The 4,390-nt window shown below is 69.9% G+C and carries 4 protein-coding genes; all 4 read left to right on the plus strand.

The window, feature by feature from the left end; translation table 11 throughout:
* Positions 1-936 (plus strand): chorismate synthase (aroC, locus tag VF794_RS31740; protein WP_331116861.1); only part of this gene is annotated, 936 nt, incomplete at its 5' end.
* On the plus strand, positions 933-2,006 hold the full coding sequence (locus tag VF794_RS31745; RefSeq protein ID WP_331116862.1) for a 3-dehydroquinate synthase family protein: 1,074 nt from the start codon (positions 933-935) through the stop codon (positions 2,004-2,006). The genes aroC and VF794_RS31745, both read left to right, overlap by 4 nt.
* Positions 2,003-3,265 (plus strand): 3-phosphoshikimate 1-carboxyvinyltransferase, encoded by a 1,263-nt coding sequence (locus VF794_RS31750; protein ID WP_331116863.1) that lies wholly within the window; start codon positions 2,003-2,005, stop codon positions 3,263-3,265. The genes VF794_RS31745 and VF794_RS31750 overlap by 4 nt, the downstream gene beginning before the upstream one ends.
* Positions 3,266-3,354: 89 nt before the next feature.
* Positions 3,355-4,390: citrate/2-methylcitrate synthase (locus VF794_RS31755; RefSeq protein ID WP_331116864.1), on the plus strand; the 1,036-nt coding region annotated here is incomplete at its 3' end.

A 4,390-nucleotide genomic window follows, 5' to 3' on the forward strand; every position in this document is an offset into this window, starting at 1 on the left:
CCCGCCGGCATCCCGCTCGAGCGCGAGCGGATTCAGGTCGCGCTCGACCGCCGCCGCCCCGGTCAGTCCGCGATCACCACCGCCCGCGCCGAGGCCGATCAGGTGGAGATCCTCTCCGGCGTCTTCGAGGACAAGACGCTCGGCACGCCCATCGCGGCCATCGTGCGCAACACCAACCAGCGCTCCGGGGACTACGAGAAGCTCAAGACCGAGGACCGTCCGGGTCACGCCGACGCCGTCTGGCGCGAGCGCTTCAAGCACCGGGACCACCGGGGCGGTGGGCGCACCAGCGGTCGCGAGACGCTCTGCCGGGTCATCGGCGGCGCCGTGGCCGAGGCCTACCTCGCCCAGGCCTTCCCCCAGTTGAGCACCGTCGCCTGGGTGTCGCAGGTGGGCAACCTCCCCTCCGTGGTGCCCGAGCCCGGCCTCACGCGCGCCATGGTGGATGCCCACCCCACGCGCTGCCCGGATCCGGCGGCCCGCGAGGAGATGTCCCGACGCATCCTCGCCGCCAAGGAGGCCGGAGACAGCCTGGGCGGCTGCATCGACATCCGCGTCGAGGGCGTGCCCGTGGGCCTCGGCGAGCCCATCTTCGGCAAGATGAAGGCGCTGCTCGCGCAGGCGCTGGGCAGCGTGGGCGCCGTCACCGGGGTCGTCTGGGGCCCGCCGGATCTGCTCTCGCGCATCGAGCTGCCCGGCAAGGTCTTCCACTCCCAGAAGGACACCTACGGCGGCATCCAGGGTGGTCTGGCCAATGGCGAGCCCGTGGGCCTGCGCGTCTACTTCAAGCCTCCGGCCACGCTCGCGGAGCACGCGAAAGGCGGGCGACATGACCCCTGCATCATGCCCCGCGCCGTCCCGGTCCTGGAGGCCATGGTCTCCCTCGTCCTGGCCGATCTCGTCCTGCAACTGAACGCCCGGCCCCACTCCGCATGACGACTTCCCTTCCTCCCGGCGCCTACCGTCCCGCCACCGACAAGTGGGGCTCCTTCAAGCGCCTGTGCGCGAGCCTCCCCGAGGGCAGCCTCGCCGTCGTGGATCGCCGCGTGGCGCGTCTGCACCCCACCCTCCTTCCGACCCTCCAGGCCCGCCGCCCCCGCGCCATCGTCCAGCTCACCGGCGGCGAGGTCGCGAAGACCTTCGAGGCCCTGGAGCAGGTGGTGGCCGCGGGCCTCGCGATGCCGCGCTCGGGCACACTGGTGGCCATCGGCGGAGGCACCATCGGCGACGTGTCCACCGTGGCGGCGCACCTGCTCAAGCGCGGCGTGCGGCTCATCCAGGTGCCCACCACACTGCTGGCGGCGGTGGACAGCAGCCTGGGAGGCAAGGGCGCGGTGGACATCACCGTGCGCGGGCGCGTGGTGAAGAACCCGGTGGGCGTCTTCCACTACGCCGAGGAGGCGTGGCTCTGCCCCGAGCTCTACGAGACCCTCTCGGACACGCAGCGGCGCGAGGGCGCGCTCGAGGCCTGGAAGATGGTGGCCAGCCTCGACGCGGAGCTGTTCCGCGCCTACGTGCGCCGGGAGCCCTCGCTGGAGCGGATGGTGAAGGACGCGCGCCGCCTCAAGGAGTCCGTCTGCGCGAAGGACCCCTACGAGCACCAGGGCCTGAGGCGGGTGCTCAACTTCGGCCACACCTTCGGCCACGTGCTGGAGAGCGTGTCGCGCTTCAAGCTGTCGCACGGGGACGCGGTGGGCCTGGGCATGCTGTGCGCGCTCGACGTGGGCCGCGCCCTGGGCGTCACCCCCGAGGACGTGGCCTGGAAGGTGGAGGACGCGCTGCACCAGGGCCCGGGAGTGCTCGGCCGCGAGCGAACGATGGACCTGCTCAAGCGCGCGACGCTGAAGGACGTGACGGCGCTGCTGTCCGCGGACAAGAAGGCGGGCAGTGCCGGCGAGCTGCGCATGGTGCTGCTCACCGAGCTGGGGAGCGCCGTGGTGCGCGACGTCTCCGCCGACGTGTGGCGCGAGCTGTGGCCAGTCTGGACCCGAGGGGAACGCCCATGACGCAGCTCCATGTCGATCCGAGTCACCTCACGCCGTCCGTCCTCACGCCGCCCATCTCCAAGTCGGACGCGCAGCGGGCGCTGGTGCTGGCCCACCTCACCGGCTCCTGGCCCCTGCCCATGCTCCAGCAGGAGCCCGAGCACTACCTGGCCGCGGACGTCCACGTGCTGCGCCGGGGCATCGAGGCCCTGCGCCTGCCTCCGGGCCCCGTGCGCGACGTGGACTGCGCGGATGGCGGAGCCCCCTTCCGCATCCTCGTCACCCAGTCCGCGGTGACACCCGGGGCGAACCTGCGCCTCACGGGCACGCCCCGGCTCGGCGAGCGGCCCCACGGCCCCCTCTTCCAGTCCCTGCGCGAGACCCTCGGCCCCTCGGGGCTCGTGCTCACCGAGGGCAAGCCCTGGCCGGTGGAACTCCGCGCCCCGACGAGCATCACGGGCGAGCCCGTCTTCCGCGTCCCGGGCGAGCAGAGCAGCCAGTACGCCTCCAGCCTGCTGCTCGGCTGCGCGGCGCTGTACCTGCGCGAGCGCCGTCCCTGGCGGGTGGAGATCCTCGGGACGCTGACGAGCGCGGGCTACCTGGAGCTCACCGTCTCCTGGCTGCGCCGCTTCGGCTTCACCGTGCGGGAGTCCGAGGGCCGTCTGGAGGTGACGGACTATCGTGCGCCCGACAAAACTCCGTCCCTGCCGGGCGACTGGTCCTCCCTGGGCTACCTCCTGCTCATCGCCTGGCGTACGGGAGGCAGCGTGGAGCGCGCGGACCTGTCCAGCGCGCACCCCGACCAGGCGCTGGTGCGGCTGGTGGAGCGCGCCGGGCTCACCACGACCCCCGGCCCGGACAACACCCTGCGGATGACGGGCACGGCGAAGGACGGGCTGGTGGCCTCGGGCAAGGAGTGCCCGGACCTGCTGCCCACCCTGGCGGCACTCGCGTGCGTGCTGCCCCGCCCCTCCACGCTCACCGACGTGGGCATCCTGCGTCTCAAGGAGAGCGATCGCCTGGAGGGCATCCGGACCCTGGTGGCCACCTTCGGAGGTACCGCCACACTGGAAGGCGAGACCCTCACAATCCACCCTCCTACCTCCCATCCACGCCACTTCTCGATGGACAGTCGGGGAGATCACCGCCAGGCGATGGTCGCGGCTACCCTTTCTGTTCTATCTGGTGTGCCCCTCACCCTGACCGGACCCGAGTGCGTGGAGAAGAGCTTTCCTGGCTTCTGGAAGCAGTTGGAACGCACAGGGGTCCGCCTGACTTGAAACGGGCGTTGCCCAGGGGGAAACGCGGCCTCCCCGGGTGCCGTTCTTTTTTGTTGAAAGCGCTCTGCCGCCTGTGAAAAGTCCCGCCCATGCCTAAGGACACGCTGACGATCACGGACAACCGGACCGGGAAGACGTACGAGGTCCCGATCGAGAACGGGTGCATTCGCACCAACAACCTCCGGCAGATCAAGGTCTCGGAGGAAGACTTCGGCCTGATGGGTTACGACCCGGCGTTCCTGAACACGGCCAACACCAAGAGCGCCATCACCTTCATCGACGGTGACAAGGGCATCCTCGAGTACCGGGGCTACCCCATCGAGCAGCTCGCGGAGAAGTCGTCGTACCTCGAGGTGGCCTACCTGCTGCTCAACGGCGAGCTGCCCACGCCCAAGCAGCTCGAGGAGTTCACCTACCTCGTCACGCACCACACGTACGTGCACGAGAACATCAAGAGCTTCATGGACGGGTTCCGCTACGACGCGCACCCCATGTCCATGCTGGCCTCGACGGTGGCGGCGCTCTCGGGCTTCTACCCGGACGCCAAGAACGTCAAGGACGAGCGCAGCCGCAGCATCCAGATCACCCGGCTCATCGCCAAGATGCCGACGATCGCGGCCTTCTCGTTCCGCCACAGCATGGGCCTGCCGTACGTCTACCCGGACAACGAGCTGTCCTACGTGGGCAACTTCCTGGCCATGCTCAAGAAGGTCGGCACCATGACGTACAAGGTGCACCCGACGCTCGAGCGCGCCCTGGACATCCTCTTCATCCTTCACGCCGACCACGAGCAGAACTGCTCGACGACGTCGGTGCGCACGGTGGGCTCCTCCGAGGTGGATCCCTACTCGGCGGTGACGGCGGGCATCGCGGCGCTCTACGGCCCGCTGCACGGCGGCGCCAACGAGGCCGTGCTGCGCATGCTGCGCGAGATCGGCCACGTGTCGAAGGTGCCGGACTTCATCAAGGCGGTGAAGTCGGGTGAGGGTGAGAAGAAGCTGATGGGCTTCGGTCACCGCGTCTACAAGTCCTACGACCCGCGCGCCAAGGTCATCAAGCGCGTGGCCGACGAGGTCTTCGAGGTGACGGGCAAGAACCCGCTGCTGGAGATCGCCGTGGAGCTCG

Origin of the sequence: Archangium sp., from assembly GCF_036389735.1 — a bacterium.
GTDB lineage: Bacteria > Myxococcota > Myxococcia > Myxococcales > Myxococcaceae > Archangium.

Coding starts and splice junctions, on each gene's coding strand:
- VF794_RS31750 (WP_331116863.1), top strand. CDS start 2,003: ATGACGCAGCTCCATGTCGATCCGAGTCACCTCACGCCGTCCGTCCTC.
- VF794_RS31745 (WP_331116862.1), top strand. CDS start 933: ATGACGACTTCCCTTCCTCCCGGCGCCTACCGTCCCGCCACCGACAAG.